Origin of the sequence: Ramlibacter tataouinensis (assembly GCF_027941915.1) — a bacterium.
Lineage (GTDB): Bacteria > Pseudomonadota > Gammaproteobacteria > Burkholderiales > Burkholderiaceae_C > Ramlibacter > Ramlibacter tataouinensis_C.
In genome coordinates this window covers 1,201,089-1,214,083 of sequence record NZ_CP116009.1, presented here as the reverse complement: position 1 = coordinate 1,214,083, position 12,995 = coordinate 1,201,089, and the positions used below count along the sequence as shown (strand labels likewise).

The 12,995-nt window shown below is 68.4% G+C and carries 14 protein-coding genes; 8 read left to right on the top strand and 6 right to left on the bottom strand.

Annotated elements, in window-relative coordinates:
* Positions 1–7 precede the first annotated feature (7 nt).
* The 6 genes from PE066_RS05650 to PE066_RS05625 form a co-directional block, all read right to left on the bottom strand.
* Complete coding sequence (locus tag PE066_RS05650; RefSeq protein WP_271235584.1) at positions 8–214, bottom strand: hypothetical protein; 207 nt, start codon at positions 212–214, stop codon at positions 8–10.
* Positions 211–1,197: a Bug family tripartite tricarboxylate transporter substrate binding protein gene (locus tag PE066_RS05645; RefSeq protein WP_271235583.1), complete on the bottom strand. Its 987-nt coding sequence runs from the start codon at positions 1,195–1,197 to the stop codon at positions 211–213. The genes PE066_RS05650 and PE066_RS05645 overlap by 4 nt, the downstream gene beginning before the upstream one ends.
* A gap of 57 nt (positions 1,198–1,254) precedes the next feature.
* A complete protein-coding gene (locus PE066_RS05640) occupies positions 1,255–2,148 on the bottom strand; it encodes a polysaccharide deacetylase family protein (protein ID WP_271235582.1) in 894 nt (297 codons plus the stop codon).
* Between the two features lie 32 nt (positions 2,149–2,180).
* The gene (locus PE066_RS05635; protein ID WP_271235581.1) at positions 2,181–3,623 is read right to left on the bottom strand and encodes an amidase; all 1,443 of its coding nucleotides are present in this window, start codon (positions 3,621–3,623) and stop codon (positions 2,181–2,183) included.
* 88 nt (positions 3,624–3,711) lie between these two features.
* Positions 3,712–4,620 (bottom strand): LysR family transcriptional regulator, encoded by a 909-nt coding sequence (locus tag PE066_RS05630; protein ID WP_271235580.1) that lies wholly within the window; start codon positions 4,618–4,620, stop codon positions 3,712–3,714.
* Positions 4,621–4,631: 11 nt separating this feature from the next.
* Complete coding sequence (locus tag PE066_RS05625; RefSeq protein WP_271235579.1) at positions 4,632–4,763, bottom strand: hypothetical protein; 132 nt, start codon at positions 4,761–4,763, stop codon at positions 4,632–4,634.
* Positions 4,764–4,899: 136 nt separating this feature from the next.
* On the opposite strand from PE066_RS05625, the gene rraA reads away from it, so the two are divergent.
* The 8 genes from rraA (at position 4,900) to PE066_RS05585 (ending at position 12,992) form a co-directional block, all read left to right on the top strand.
* Positions 4,900–5,445, top strand: a complete 546-nt coding sequence (gene rraA, locus PE066_RS05620) for a ribonuclease E activity regulator RraA (protein WP_271235578.1) — start codon at positions 4,900–4,902, stop codon at positions 5,443–5,445.
* A 290-nt stretch (positions 5,446–5,735) separates the two neighbouring features.
* Positions 5,736–6,632, top strand: a complete 897-nt coding sequence (locus PE066_RS05615; protein ID WP_271235577.1) for a cupin domain-containing protein — start codon at positions 5,736–5,738, stop codon at positions 6,630–6,632.
* Positions 6,633–6,696: 64 nt separating this feature from the next.
* Positions 6,697–7,671: an ABC transporter substrate-binding protein gene (locus tag PE066_RS05610; protein ID WP_271235576.1), complete on the top strand. Its 975-nt coding sequence runs from the start codon at positions 6,697–6,699 to the stop codon at positions 7,669–7,671.
* A gap of 5 nt (positions 7,672–7,676) precedes the next feature.
* Complete coding sequence (locus PE066_RS05605; protein ID WP_271235575.1) at positions 7,677–10,037, top strand: xanthine dehydrogenase family protein molybdopterin-binding subunit; 2,361 nt, start codon at positions 7,677–7,679, stop codon at positions 10,035–10,037.
* 11 nt (positions 10,038–10,048) lie between these two features.
* On the top strand, positions 10,049–10,852 hold the full coding sequence (locus PE066_RS05600; RefSeq protein ID WP_271235574.1) for an ABC transporter ATP-binding protein: 804 nt from the start codon (positions 10,049–10,051) through the stop codon (positions 10,850–10,852).
* Positions 10,852–11,607: an ABC transporter permease gene (locus tag PE066_RS05595; RefSeq protein WP_271235573.1), complete on the top strand. Its 756-nt coding sequence runs from the start codon at positions 10,852–10,854 to the stop codon at positions 11,605–11,607. Before PE066_RS05600 ends, PE066_RS05595 begins: the two co-directional genes overlap by 1 nt.
* A gap of 32 nt (positions 11,608–11,639) precedes the next feature.
* Positions 11,640–12,131 (top strand): (2Fe-2S)-binding protein, encoded by a 492-nt coding sequence (locus PE066_RS05590; RefSeq protein ID WP_271235572.1) that lies wholly within the window; start codon positions 11,640–11,642, stop codon positions 12,129–12,131.
* A gap of 3 nt (positions 12,132–12,134) precedes the next feature.
* The gene (locus tag PE066_RS05585) at positions 12,135–12,992 is read left to right on the top strand and encodes an FAD binding domain-containing protein (RefSeq protein ID WP_271235571.1); all 858 of its coding nucleotides are present in this window, start codon (positions 12,135–12,137) and stop codon (positions 12,990–12,992) included.
* Positions 12,993–12,995: the final 3 nt, after the last annotated feature.

Here is a 12,995-nt window from a genome sequence, read left to right as displayed (position 1 = left end):
GCGCGGATTACCCTGGCAACCTGAAGACGTTCGCAGGTTCGGTGTCCGCGGGCACGCGCTCCATGAGCTCACGCCGCAGTTCCCGTTGCCGCAGCAGCGTGCGCTGCAAAAAGGGCAGGTCGCCTGCAGGCACCGTGATGCCCAGGCGCTGCAGCGCGGCCAGGGCGTCGTCCTTGTTCGGTGCCGCTTCCATGCCCTGGGCCTGCGCGCTCAATCGAGCTGGAGGTTGGCGTTCTTGGCCAGCTCGCGGAAGCGCACGAGTTCCCGGTTGAGCTGCTTCGCATGGGCCGCGGGGCTGCGCTGGTCGGCCGGGAACAGATCGGTTCCCATGTCCGACAGGCGCTTCTGGACGTCGGGATCCGCCAGCGCCACCTGGAGCGCCGCGTTCACCTGCTGCACGATGGCCGCGGGCGTCCCCTTCGGGGCATAGAGGCCGTGCCAGACGGCCACGTCCACCTGCGGGGCGCCGAGCTCCCGGGTGGTGGGAACGTCGGGCAGCTTCGCGCTGCGTTGCGGCGAGGTGATCGCAAAGACCTTGATCTTGTTGGCCGCATGGTGCGGCAGCGCGTTCGTGGTCTGGTCGCACATCACGTGGACGTGGCCGGCGATGACGTCCTGGAGCGCCAGGTTGGTGCTCTTGTAGGGGATGAGGTTCGGCTGCACGCCCAGGGCCTGCGACAGCATGATGGCGCACAGGTGCGAGCCCGTGCCGACGCCCGCGTTCGCGAAGGCGACCTTGTTGCCGTCGGACTTGAGGATGGCGAAGAAATCCTTCGCGTCCGTGGCGCGGAACTTGGGATTGCCGGCGAACACGTAGGGACCCGTGTTCACCATGCCGATCGGCTCGAATGCCGTGGCGGTGTCGTAGCTGAGGTTCTTGTAGAGCGCGGCGGAAAGGGCGATCGTGGTGTGGATCAGCAGCGTCTGGCCGTCCGGTTGCGCGCGGGCGACGCGGGCGGCGGCGATGGTGCCGCTGGCGCCCGCCACGTTCTCCATGACGATGGGCTGGCCCAGCTTCTCCGACATCCGAAGCCCGATCAGGCGGGCGACCGCGTCCGTGGCGCTGCCGGCGGGGAACGGCACGACCATGGTGATCGGCTTGCTCGGATAGGTCTGCGCTTGCGCCGCGGAGAAGGTGAAGCTGGCCGCGGCAACGACGCAGGCGCTCTTCAAAAACTGGTTGAACTGAAATTTCATCGGTCGGGTCCTCGGGTGGTGGAAGGGGGGCATTCGCACGGCGTCCTGGCCTTGGGCTCAGGCCGGCTGGCGGTCCGGGTGGGGTCGCTGCTCGACGAACCAGCCATGGATCTGGTCGCCGTTCCAGAACTGGACGCCTTCGCGGCCCGCGAACAGGTCCAGCATCTCCTCGAAATACCGGATCCGGTGCGCGGCGCCCGTAACGTACGGATGAACGCCGAAGGCCATGATGCGGACCGACTCCTCGCCTTCCGCGTAGAGCCGCTCAAAGGCATCGCGGGCGCGGCGCAGCAAGGCGTCCGACTCGTGCTGGCCGCTCACCATGACGGTGATGTCGTTGATCTCGACCGTGTACGGAATGGAGACGAGCGGCCGGGTCGCCGTCTTCACCCACAGCGGCTGGTCGTCGAGGATCCAGTCGCCGAACCAGTCCAGGCCGCTCGCGGCCACATGCTCGAGCGTGTCGAGCGTCTGGGTCCGCCCCGGGCCCAGCCAGCCGCGCGGGCGATGGCCCAGGAAGCGCTCCAGCGTGTCGAGGGACTGGCCGATCATGGCCGGCTGGTCCTCGATCTTGTGGATCGGCATCTGCACGTAGCAGTGCGCCATGAACTCCCAGCCTGCGTCGCGTGCGGCCTCGGCCACGCGCGGGCTGGTCTCGCACACCTTGGCGTTGATGGACATGGTCGGGCGGATGCCGCGTTTGTCGAAGGCCTCGAGCAGGCGCCAGAAGCCCACGCGCATGCCGTACTCGTGCCAGGTCCAGTTGGGCATGTCGGGCACGGCGCCGGTCACCCCGCCGGGCGGCGGCGATGCGTGCCGCGGCATCGGCCGCTCGATCTCCCACTCCTCGACGTTCACGACGGGCCAGATGATCAGGCGGGTGCCATCGGCGATTCGCAGGGGCGGCCGATGGAAGGGAGACGAGTATTCGATTCGATCGCGGGGATGCATGCCGGATGGTCCTTGTTGAGTGGGGCGGGTGCTCACGGCCTGGCGCCGAGAGCCTCCAGGTCGGGGCGGCGGCGGTGCCAGTCGGTGGCCGCCTCGTAGGCGTGGGCCACGCGGAACACCATCGCCTCGTCGAAGGCGTTGCCCACCACCTGCAGGCCGATCGGCAGGCCGCCTTGCGAGAACCCCATGGGAACCGAAATGGCCGGGGTCCCGGTCAGGTTGAATGGCGTGCGGGCCTGCCGGTCGTAGGTCCGGTCCACCTCGGCCTCGTCGTCGATCCGGCAAGGCAGCTCGAGGCTGGAGACGCACAAGGCCGCATCGACGCCGGCCATCGCCGCCTGGAATTCCCGAACGAGCAGGGTGCGCAGTTGCTGGGCCCGGATGTAGTCGCTCGCACCCAGGAAGGCACCCGGAAGCAGCCGGGTGCGGCCGCGCATGCCGTAGTCGCCCGGGCGCGTCCGCAACCAGTGCTCGTGCACGGCGAAGCCTTCGGCCTGCAGGATGAGCCGGCCGCAGCCGACGTAGGTGTCGAGCGGGGACAGGCGGATGGGCACGAGCTGGGCGCCCATCTGCTCCACGACGCGGCAGGCCTGCTCGAACGCGCCCAGGATCTCCGGCGCAGCACCTGCGCCGAACCCCTCGATGACCCCGATCCGCAGTCCCCGCATGCCGAGTGCGAGCGAGGCTTCCATGTCGGGGGCGGGGTGCTCGACGCTGGAGGGGTCGGCGGGATCCTTGCCGAACAGCGCCTGCAGGACGAGCGCGTTGTCGCGGACGGTGCGGGTGAGGGGGCCGACATGGTCCAGCGAGAAGGCCAGCGGGAACACCCCGGCCCGGCTGACGGTGCCGTACGTGGGCTTCATGCCGGTCACTCCGCACACGGTGGCGGGATGGCGGACCGACCCTCCGGTGTCGGTTCCCAGGGCCACCGGCACCAGTCCCGCCGCGACCGCCGCGCCCGATCCGCTCGAGGAGCCGCCGGGGTGGTGGCTGCACTTCCACGGATTGCGCGCGGGCGGCCATGGCAGGTCGAATGACGGCCCGCCGGTGGCGAATTCGTGCAGGGCCGTCTTGCCGACCAGGATGGCGCCGGCCTGGCGCAGCTTGCCGACCACGAAGGCGTCGGCGCCGGCCACGTGGTCCATGCGCACCCTGGAATGGTTGGAGGTGCGCTGGCCTGCGACGTCGAAGATGTCCTTGAGCGCCACCGGCACGCCATGGAGCGGGCCGCGCCAATGGCCATCGGCGATCTCGCGCTCCGCCAGGCGTGCGCCGCGCATCGCGCCTTCACGGTCGACGCTGATGAAGGCGTTGAGGTTCGGGTCGTATCGCTCGATGCGCTGCAAGCACGCCTGGACATAGTCGACGGGCGACAGCTGGCGCTCGCGCAGGAGTTCGGCGGCGGCGCTCAGGGAAAGATCCGTCAGATCCACGGTGATGGCGGGTGTCGGGCAGGTGGAATGGCGTCGACTCAATTATTCCATTATGGAATTTCATGTCAATCACTATTCCATTCCACTCCGCGGCGCCCGGGTTCGCCGCGGACCCCCGCGCCGGCCGGTGCTAGGCGCGCGAGCGGGCCCGCCGTGCAGCCGCCACCGGCTTGGTCAGGTCTTGCAGCTTGGCGATCAGTGCCATCGCCGGTTCGGACAGCGGCGAGGACCGCCGGCGGATCAGGCCGGTCATGTCGGAGGGCAGCAGGTGGTCCAGGCCGACGACGGACAGGCGGATCCACGATTCCGCACGCCGGGCCCCCCTCAGCCCGATCGCCAGCCCGACGCCCAGCTCCACGTAGCGCTCGAGCAGTTCGATGCTGTCCAGCTCGACCACGATGTCGTAGGGGATCCTGAGGCGGCGAAATTCGCTCTCCAGCAGCGCGCGGGTCTGCGTCTGGTGCCGCGGCAGGATCAGTGGGTAGCGCGCGATCTCCTCGAGCGATGCGGGCGCTTGCTTGGCCAGCGGATGGTCGCGTGGCGCGATCAGGACCCGTTCGGACGGAAACAGCGGGGTGAAGTCCAGGCTGCGCGATGGCCCCGGATCGGGTGCCACGGCGAAGTCCAGGAGCCCTGCCTGCACCATTTCATAGAGCTCCTCCTTGGTGCCGGTGAGGATGCGCGCCCGGGCCATCGGGAAGGCGCTGCGCAACCCGAGGACGGCCTCGGGCAGGATGGAGCCGATGAACCCATGCGGAACCCCGACCGCAACAGGGGTGGTCGCCGCGAGCGGCGAGTGTTGGCTGAGCGTGTCGAGGCCTTCCACCAAAGGCTCGGCCATGCGAAGCAGGTTGCTTCCCGCGGCGGTGAGCCTCAGGGGGCGCATGTTGCGCTCGAACAGGGAGCGGCCGAGTTCCGACTCCAGGCGCTGGACGTGCTTGGTGACGGCGGGCTGGCCCAGATTCAGCGCTGCGGAGGCCTTCGAAAAGGTCCCGAGCTTGGCCACCATGCAGAAGCTCCTGAGTTCCTTGATATCCAAGGCGGGGCTCCTCACTGCTCCAGCGCACCGGCAGCCGCCAGCGCCGTCGGCGTGCGGGAGTCGGGTGCGTCGCCGCGGGCGCCTTCACCCCGGCGCGTCCTGGCGACAAGGAATTCCTGGAGGCGGATGCCGGCTTGCTGCATGCGGACTGTTCGATGACGGGACGGGTCGGAATGGATTCTCACACGCCGCCCGATGCCGTCCCCGCAGAGGAAATGCGCAAGTGCGGGGGCAGGCCGAACACGGCACGGCATCGCGCCCGCCACGACAATCGTCGCCATGAGCTTCAAGACCGCCGATCTTTGCGACGCTTGCCCTGAGGCGCAGGTGTGCGAGCTGCCCTTCGCGGGTTTCGGCCGCCGGCGCACCTTTGCCGGCGCCGTCCGCACCGTGCGCTGCGTGAACGGCATCGGCGTGCTGCGCGACCTGGTCAACCAGCCCGGCCACGGGCAGGTGCTGGTCGTCGATGGCGCAGCCCTGGCCTGGCATGCGCTGTTCGGCGACGTCATGGCCGGCCTGGCAGTGCGCAACGGCTGGGCCGGGGTGGTGGTGAACGGCTGGATCCGGGACAGCGCCGAGATCGACGCGATGGACCTCGGGGTCAAGGCGCTCGGCACGGTGCCGCGCCGGGCGGGCCTTGGCAGCGGCGGCGAGGTCGACGTGCCGGTGCACTTCGGCGGCATCACTTTCACGCCCGGTGCCCGCCTGGTCGCCGACGCCGACGGCGTGATCGTGCTGCCGGCGGGCCAGACGGAATCGACCATCGCCGTGGCCGACGTCGTTGCGGCGACGGCTGCGTACGCGGCCGGCAACGCTGCCCGCTAGGCCTCGCCGGGCCGCTCCTGGCTGCTGCGGCGGCCGTTCCCGCAGGCGGACTGCGATCAGCGGTCCGCCGACCAGCGCATGCTTGCCTTGCCGTCGCGTGCTCCAGCGCCGAAGCGATGGCCGATTGCGCATCGACCCGCTTGCAGCGATTGCACCGCCTGAACGTCGCGCGAGAGGCGGACTGCGCGCGCAGCTGCGGCTCTCAACCAAACGTTAAGGATTTGCTGGTTGAGCCCGCACACCGATTCACTGATCATCGCGCAGCCTTGATCTATGTCAAAGAAGGAATCATGGGATCGCATATGGAAATCGAGAAGTGCACCGGCCGCGCGGTGAACAAGGACTGGGACTGGAATGCGTTCACCACCGAGTCGAACAACCCCGAGCTGGTGCGGGGCCAGATGCGGTTCGTCGGCAGCGGCGGTTCGTCGAAGGTGAGCGATCCCAACACGCTGCCCACGCGATCGTTCACCGTGAGCCTGGTGCACACGCCGGTCGGGCGCTACGCGCCGGCCCATTCCCACGAGTGCGTCGAGCACTTCATGGTGCTGGAGGGCTACATGACCGTGGGCTGGGTGTACGGCGACGAGGTCATCGAAGCCAGGCTCGGCCCGGGCGACCTCGTGCTGAACAAGATCGGACGCCCGCACGGATTCCGCAATGACGGGCCCGATCCCGCGCTGATGACGATCACGGTCGGCAGCGGCAAACCCCTTCCGCCGGCCTACACGTTCGACCCCGAAGGCAAGGATCCGGCGCAGGCGCGTGCCTTCGGCGCGGCGCCGGGCAAGACGGTCCGGCTGGACGAGCACTCCAGCGACCCGCGGCACCAGGAGTTCGCGCGCAACATCATGCGCGCGCGCAACCTGGCGTTCGTCCGCTCCGACGAAGGCTGGCTGAAGGCCGACTACGTGGGCGGCGACGGCATCAAGCCGGGCGGCTATACCGTGGAGATGGTGAAGGTGCCGGCGGGCGCTGCCTCGTCGGCGAACGCGATCGGTGCCGAAGACGTGTTCTTCGTGCTGGAAGGCGCGCTGCGGGTGTTCTGGGACGGTGCCGATGGCGCCCAGGCCACTTCGCTCGGGATCAGGGAGCTCGTGTTCAATCCGCCGGGACAGCGCAAGCGTTTCGAGAATGCGTCGGCCGGCGACGTGACCTTCCTGCGCTACGTCGGAACCGCTGACTGAAGCAGGCAAGACAGGGCGCATCGCCGCGGGTCGATGCGTCCTTTTCAACAAGGAGACTACCCCAATGAATCGTTTGGCAGTTGTCGCGCTGGGTCTGGGCCTTCTGGGCCCGGCCGCCATGGCGCAGGAAAAGATCAGCCTTCGCCTGGACTGGGCGGCCGGTGGCTGGCAAGCGCCGATCCTGCTGGCGCACGCCAAGGGCCTGTACAAGAGCGCCGGTCTCAACGTCGAGATCAACGAGGGCAAGGGTTCGTTGAACACGCTGCAGCTGGTGGGGCGGGGCAATGACCAGATCGGCCACGTCGACGGCTCCTCGGTCCTGCGCGGCGCTGCCAATGGCGTGCCGGTGACTGCCGTGGCGGTCCTGTACCGGAAGAACCTGATGAGCATCGCGGTCCGCGAGGACGCGAAGGTGAACAGCCCGCAGGAGCTCGCCGGCAAGTCGCTCACCACGACGGCGGGGGATGCGCAGTCGGCCATGCTGCCGGCCTACCTGGCGCACTACAAGCTGGACGGCGGCAAGGTCAAGGTCAATGCGGTGGACGGCGGCGCCAAGTACCGCATGGTCATCGCCGGCAACGCCGACGGCGTCGCCACCTTCGGCGGGCTCGGCGTGCCGCTGATGCAAGGCATGAAGGGCGGTGCCGAAGTCCGCTACAAGTCCTTCGACTTCGCCGATGCGGGCATCAACCTGCCGGGCTTCTGCCTGATCGTCAACAACAGCTTCCTGGAGAAGAACGGCGAACAGGTCCGCAAGTTCGTCCTGGCGACGGCCGAGGCCTGGAAGAGCCTGCAGGCCAACCCCGAGCAGGCGGTCGACGAGATCGTCCAGGGCAACGAACTCCTGCGCGCCCGCCGCAGCGAGTTCGTCGAGACGGTCCGCAACCTGAATGCCTACGTCCACACGGCGCGTTCCAACGGAAAGCCGTTCGGCTGGATGGCGCCGGAAGACTGGCGCGATGCCGAACAGACGGCGACCCGCGTGCTGGACCTGAAGTTCACCGGCAAACCGTACTACACGAACCGCTTCGTCGAATAAGCGCGATGAATTCCGATTTGATTGGACGCAGCGTCAAGCGGGTCGAGGATCCCCGGTTCGTCACCGGGACGGGCCGGTACACGGACGACGTGAAGATCCCCGGCTGCCTGCATGCGGTGTTCGTGCGCAGCCCGTACGCGCACGCCCGCGTGCGGGGCGTCGACAAGTCGGCCGCGCTGGCACTCGAGGGGGTGCATGCCGTGCTGGGCCCGGAGGACCTGCCGCAGTTCGATGCGCATGTTCCCGAACTCATGGAGCCGGGTTCGCTCGCCAACCCCTACTGCGACTTCAACCGGACGCCGCCCCACGCCGTCCTCGGCCGGGAGGTCAAGTTCGTCGGGCAGCCGGTGGCCGTGGTGGTGGCAAGCGATGCCTACATCGCCGCCGATGCGGCGGCCGAAGTGCTGGTGGACTACGAGGAGCTCGAGCCCATCGCCGACATGATGAAGGCCTTCGCCGCGCCGGACGGGGCGGTGCACGAGGGCTACCGCAACGTGGTCGCCCATCTGCAACACGCGTTCGGCGCCGTCGACGAGGCGTTCGCCCGCGCCGAGGTCGTGGTCGAGGACAGGCTGGTGATGCAGAGCCTCAAGTCGATGTCGATCGAGTGCCGCGCCGTCGTCAGCCAGTTCGACGCGAACACCGGCGAGATCCAGATGTGGTCGACGACCCAGCTGCCCTACAGCGTGCGCAGGGCCGTGGCCGACGTGCTGGACATGGAGCCCAGCGCCGTCCGCGTGATCTCCCGCGATGTCGGCGGCGGCTTCGGCCACAAGGCGCCCTGCTATGCCGAGGACCTGGTCGTTCCCGTGCTGGCCTGGCACCTGCGCAAGCCCGTGCGGTGGGCCGAGACGCGCAGCGAGTACATGCTCGCCTGCAACCAGTCGGGCGAGCAGATCCACGAGGTGCGCCTGGCTGCGGGCGCGGATGGAACCATCCGGGGCATCGACATCAAGGTCTACAAGGACGTGGGTGCCTTCAACCATTTCGAGATGGTGTGCCCCACCAACACGATCAACCACCTGCTGATCCACTACAAGGTGCCGGCCTTGCGCGCCGAAGCCTGGTCGATCTCCACCCACAAGACGCCGTCCAGCCCCTACCGCGGGGCGGGCCGGCTCGAGGCGACGTTCACGATGGACCGGATGATCGATCTGCTGGCCGGCCGCCTCGGCCTTTCGCCGCTCGAGGTCCGGCGCCGGAACCTGATCCAGCCCGACGAGATGCCCTACGAGAGCGGGCTGATCTACCGCGACGGCGTGCCCGTGCGCTACGACGTCGGCGACTACCCCGCCATGCTGGAGGCGGCAGTCCGGATGTCGGACTACGACGGCTTCGAGCAGCGCCGCGCGCAAGCGGCCCAGGCCGGCAAGCTGCGCGGCATGGCGATCTCCAGCTATGTCGAGGCCGGCGGCATCGGCCCCTGCGAAGGCGCCACGGTCTCGATCAGCGAGAAGGGCCTGGTCCACGTCTCGATCGGCGTGAACTCGCAGGGCCAGAGCCACGAGACGACCTTCGCGCAGGTGTGTGCCGCGACGCTGGAAGTCCCGTTCGAGATGGTGAAGGTCTCGGGCGGCGACACCAGCCTGATCCGCGAGGGCTTCGGCACTGGCGCGAGCCGGGTCGGGGTGAACACCAGCAACGCGGTGCACCTGGCGTGCCTGAGCCTGATCGACAAGCTCAGGAAGCTGGGCGCCGCCTTGTTCCACTGTGCGGCCGACGAAGTCAGCGTGTCGGGTGGCTGCATTGCAGCCGGCGCAGGCCGGGACCGAAAGGAGGTGTCGTTCGTCGAACTGGCGCACCTGTCCGGCCGCAGCGCGCTCATGAAGGACCTCGGTGGTCCCAACCTGACGGCGACCGAGTACTTCTATCCGCGCACGGTCACCTGGTCGGGCGGATTCCACATCGCCGAGGTCGAACTCGACCCCGAAACCGCCGACGTGCAGATCGTGAAGTACTCGATCACGCACGATTGCGGCACCCCCCTGAACGCGATGGTCGTCGACGGACAGATCCACGGCGGGTTCGCGCAAGGCCTGGGGGCTGCGCTCGGCGAAGAGATGGTCTACGACGAGAACGGCCAGGTGCTGTCCGGCTCCCTGATGGACTACTACATGCCGCGGGCCGAGGACGTGCCCAACCTGGACATCGAGCACTTCGTGTTTCCGACCGTCGAGAACCCGCTGGGGGTGCGCGCCATCGGCGAAAGCGGGCCGATCTCGCCGCCCGCCGTCCTGCCCGCCGCCATCGAGAACGCGATCGGGGGCGACTGCCGGATCTCGCGCATTCCCGTGCGCCGGTCCGACATCGTGGAGATGCTGGCACGCAGGAACGACAACAAGGCCAGGAATGGGCAGGCGAACTGATGCGCAATCCGATGAAAGTGACAGACGACCGGGCCGTGGTCGCCGACCCCCCGGCCATCGACCTGCAAGCGGTCACCAAGAGTTTCGTCTTCAAGGGCCAGCGGGTCGACGCGCTGGCACCGACCACCTTGCAGCTCGAAGCGGGCAGCTTCGTTTCCATCGTCGGCCCCAGCGGCTGCGGCAAGACCACGCTGATGCAGATGTGCGGCGGGTTTTCCCAGCCGACCAGCGGGACGCTCGCCATCCACGGCAAGCGCCTGACCGGCCCGCTGACCGACCTGGGCATCGTGTTCCAGAAGGACGTCCTGTTCGACTGGAAGACCGTGCTGGAGAACGTGCTGCTGCAGGCCCGCATCCGGGGCCTTCCACTGGCCCAGATGACCGATCGCGCGCGCGAGCTGCTCGCGAGTGTCGGCCTCGCCGGCTTCGAGAATTCCTACCCCTGGCAGCTGTCCGGCGGCATGCGCCAGCGCGTGGCCTTGTGCCGCGCGATGGTGCACGACGCCAACCTGCTGATGTTCGACGAACCCTTCGGTGCGCTGGACTCGCTGACCCGGGACCAGATGCTGCTGGACCTGCAGAAGATCTGGAACAGCACGCGAAAGAAGACCGCCTTGTTCATCACGCACGACATCTCGGAGGCGGTGTTCCTGTCGGACCGCGTGCTCGTCATGTCGCCCCGGCCGGGGCGGGTGGCGCAGGACATCCGCATCGAGCTGCCGCGGCCGCGGACGCTGGAGCTGCGCGAGACCCCGGAGTTCCTGCACTACCAGCGCTGGATCCGCGACGTGTTCCGTGAACTGAAGGTGATCTGATGAAGCGCGCGCATGTCATTTCGGCCGTCCTGGCGATCCTGGTCCTGGTGGCCTGGGAGGTCCTGTCGCGCAGCGGCAGCATCCCCGGCTACATCATGCCGTCGCCCAGCGACATCCTCGCGACCCTGGTGGACAAGCGCGAGCTGCTGATGCAGCACACGATGGTGACCACCCTCGAGATCGCCGGCTCCTTCGTGCTGTCCGTCGTGGTCGGCGTCGTGCTGGCGGCGATCCTGGTGCAACTGCCGCTGGTCGATGCCGTGCTGTACCCGTGGCTGCTCACCTCGCAGGTGCTGCCCAAGGTTGCGGTGGCGCCGCTGCTGATCATGTGGATGGGCTTCGGGCTGATGCCGATCATGCTGATCTCGGTGCTGGTGGCGTTCTTCCCGGTGCTCGTCAACACCATGAGCGGCCTGCGCTCCGTCGAGCGCGAGCCGATGATGCTGATGAACTCGATGGGCGCTTCGGCCTGGCAGCGCTTCGTGCACCTTCGCCTGCCGGTCGCACTGCCCTCCGTGGTGAGCTCCATGAAGATCGCCATGACCCTGGCGGCCGTCGGCGCCGTGGTCGGCGAGTTCGTGGGATCCAACCAGGGCCTGGGCTACCTGCTGCTCTACGCCAACGGCGCGCTGGATGCCAAGCTCATGTTCGCGGCACTGATCCTGCTGTCGGCGCTGACCATGGTTCTGTACGGCCTGGTCGCGCTCTCGGAAAAGCGGCTCCTCAGCTGGCACGTGTCGCAGCGGCACGCCTGAACCCCAAGCTCCCCATCATTCGAGGTAGTGCAGTGAACGAACGCACCATCAGCATCGACGTCAACGGCGAGCAGCGCCGCGTGACGGTCGAGCCGCGCACCCTGCTGGTCCACCTGCTGCGCGAGCAGCTGGGCCTGACCGGCACCCACATCGGCTGCGACACCAGCCAGTGCGGTGCCTGCACCGTGGAACTGGATGGCAGTGCCGTCAAGTCCTGCACCGTGCTCGCCGTGCAGTGCGAAGGCGCCCGCGTCAGGACGGTGGAGTCGCTGGCCAAGGACGGTGCGCTGAGCGCGCTGCAGCAGGCCTTCATGGACAACCACGCGCTCCAGTGCGGCTTCTGCACGCCCGGGATGCTGATGTCCTCGCAGGAGATCCTGCGCCGGCATCCCGAGCCCACCGAGGCCCAGGTCCGGGAGCTCCTGGACGGCAACATCTGCCGCTGCACCGGCTACCAGAACATCGTCAAGGCCGTCCAGGATGCCGCATCCCGGATCGCCGGTGCGCCTCGCACGGTGGAGTGACCCATGTATTCACCCCGGTTTGACTACCACCGCGCGGAGAGCATCGACCACGCCCTTCGCCTGCTCTCGTCCCTGGACGGCGATGTCAAGCTGCTGGCCGGAGGCCACAGCCTGGTGCCGGCGCTGAAGCTGCGGCTGGCGAGCCCTTCGCACCTGATCGACATTTCCGCTTGCAGCGAGCTCAAGGGCGTGCGGGAAGAGGACGGGCGTGTCCTTATCGGCGCAGCCACCAGCTACCGCGAATTGGAGAGCGACCCCTTGCTCGCGGCACGGGTGCCGCTGGTCCCCGTCGTTGCCGGGCAGGTGGCCGACATGCTCGTGCGCAACCGGGGAACCATCGGTGGCTCGCTTTGCAACAGCGATCCGAACGCCGACTTCCCGGTCTGCGTGCTGGCGCTCGACGCCCGCCTGCATGTGCGCTCCCTCGGGGAAGAGCGTGCCATCGCGGTGTCGGACTGGTTCGACGGGCTGATGTCCACCGCGCTGCGGCCGGACGAGGTCCTCGAGTCCATCTCGGTGGCAGCGCCGCGCCAGCAGGTGCGCTGCGGCTACGTCAAGGTCAAGCACGCCGCCTCGCGTTTCGGCGTCGCCTGCGCCGCGGCCAACCTGGGAGTGTCGGGCGACGGCCGCGTCGCGAGCGCCGCCATCGCGCTCGGCGGGCTGGCCGACCACCCGGTCCGCCTGGCCGGCCTGGAGGCGTCGCTGGTGGGCAGGGAGGCGCACGACCTGGCGCAGGGCCTGCAGATCCAGGAGCAACTGGCTGCCGCCATCCCCGACCTGCCGCCGCCCAGGCAATGGCTGCTGCACGTGGCCGCGGGTGCGATCCGCAAGGCGCTGGGCCAGTGCACGAGCGCGGCGTGAGCA

Bases quoted from the DNA above. Each gene is read 5' to 3' on its own strand.
- PE066_RS05585 (WP_271235571.1), top strand. From the start codon at position 12,135: ATGTATTCACCCCGGTTTGACTACCACCGCGCGGAGAGCATCGACCAC.
- PE066_RS05625 (WP_271235579.1), bottom strand. From the start codon at position 4,763: ATGCAGCAAGCCGGCATCCGCCTCCAGGAATTCCTTGTCGCCAGGACG.
- rraA (WP_271235578.1), top strand. From the start codon at position 4,900: ATGAGCTTCAAGACCGCCGATCTTTGCGACGCTTGCCCTGAGGCGCAG.
- PE066_RS05645 (WP_271235583.1), bottom strand. From the start codon at position 1,197: ATGAAATTTCAGTTCAACCAGTTTTTGAAGAGCGCCTGCGTCGTTGCC.
- PE066_RS05615 (WP_271235577.1), top strand. From the start codon at position 5,736: ATGGGATCGCATATGGAAATCGAGAAGTGCACCGGCCGCGCGGTGAAC.
- PE066_RS05640 (WP_271235582.1), bottom strand. From the start codon at position 2,148: ATGCATCCCCGCGATCGAATCGAATACTCGTCTCCCTTCCATCGGCCG.
- PE066_RS05610 (WP_271235576.1), top strand. From the start codon at position 6,697: ATGAATCGTTTGGCAGTTGTCGCGCTGGGTCTGGGCCTTCTGGGCCCG.
- PE066_RS05600 (WP_271235574.1), top strand. From the start codon at position 10,049: ATGAAAGTGACAGACGACCGGGCCGTGGTCGCCGACCCCCCGGCCATC.
- PE066_RS05595 (WP_271235573.1), top strand. From the start codon at position 10,852: ATGAAGCGCGCGCATGTCATTTCGGCCGTCCTGGCGATCCTGGTCCTG.
- PE066_RS05605 (WP_271235575.1), top strand. From the start codon at position 7,677: ATGAATTCCGATTTGATTGGACGCAGCGTCAAGCGGGTCGAGGATCCC.